Genomic DNA, 1,073 nt, shown 5'->3' with positions numbered 1-1,073 from the left:
CGTCTTTATGGGGTGATGCGTACCTTTGTATAATGGGTCAGCGACTTATATTCTGTAGCAAGGTTAACCGAATAGGGGAGCCGAAGGGAAACCGAGTCTTAACTGGGCGTTAAGTTGCAGGGTATAGACCCGAAACCCGGTGATCTAGCCATGGGCAGGTTGAAGGTTGGGTAACACTAACTGGAGGACCGAACCGACTAATGTTGAAAAATTAGCGGATGACTTGTGGCTGGGGGTGAAAGGCCAATCAAACCGGGAGATAGCTGGTTCTCCCCGAAAGCTATTTAGGTAGCGCCTCGTGAACTCATCTCCGGGGGTAGAGCACTGTTTCGGCAAGGGGGTCATCCCGACTTACCAACCCGATGCAAACTGCGAATACCGGAGAATGTTATCACGGGAGACACACGGCGGGTGCTAACGTCCGTCGTGAAGAGGGAAACAACCCAGACCGCCAGCTAAGGTCCCAAAGTCATGGTTAAGTGGGAAACGATGTGGGAAGGCCCAGACAGCCAGGATGTTGGCTTAGAAGCAGCCATCATTTAAAGAAAGCGTAATAGCTCACTGGTCGAGTCGGCCTGCGCGGAAGATGTAACGGGGCTAAACCATGCACCGAAGCTGCGGCAGCGACACTGTGTGTTGTTGGGTAGGGGAGCGTTCTGTAAGCCTGTGAAGGTGTACTGTGAGGTATGCTGGAGGTATCAGAAGTGCGAATGCTGACATAAGTAACGATAAAGCGGGTGAAAAGCCCGCTCGCCGGAAGACCAAGGGTTCCTGTCCAACGTTAATCGGGGCAGGGTGAGTCGACCCCTAGGCGAGGCCGAAAGGCGTAGTCGATGGGAAACAGGTTAATATTCCTGTACTTGGTGTTACTGCGAAGGGGGGACGGAGAAGGCTATGTTGGCCGGGCGACGGTTGTCCCGGTTTAAGCGTGTAGGCTGGTTTTCCAGGCAAATCCGGAAAATCAAGGCTGAGGCGTGATGACGAGGCACTACGGTGCTGAAGCAACAAATGCCCTGCTTCCAGGAAAAGCCTCTAAGCATCAGGTAACATCAAATCGTACCCCAAACCGACAC

At 53.1% G+C, this 1,073-nt stretch carries 1 rRNA gene; it reads left to right on the top strand.

Annotated features, from left to right (window positions below):
* Positions 1 to 1,073, top strand: a 23S ribosomal RNA gene (locus tag CRI63_RS23645); the annotation flags it as partial.

The organism is Escherichia sp. E2661 (genome assembly GCF_004745185.1).
GTDB lineage: Bacteria > Pseudomonadota > Gammaproteobacteria > Enterobacterales > Enterobacteriaceae > Escherichia.
Note: the sequence above shows the minus strand (reverse complement) of the source record. Positions and strands in the feature narration are given on the sequence as shown.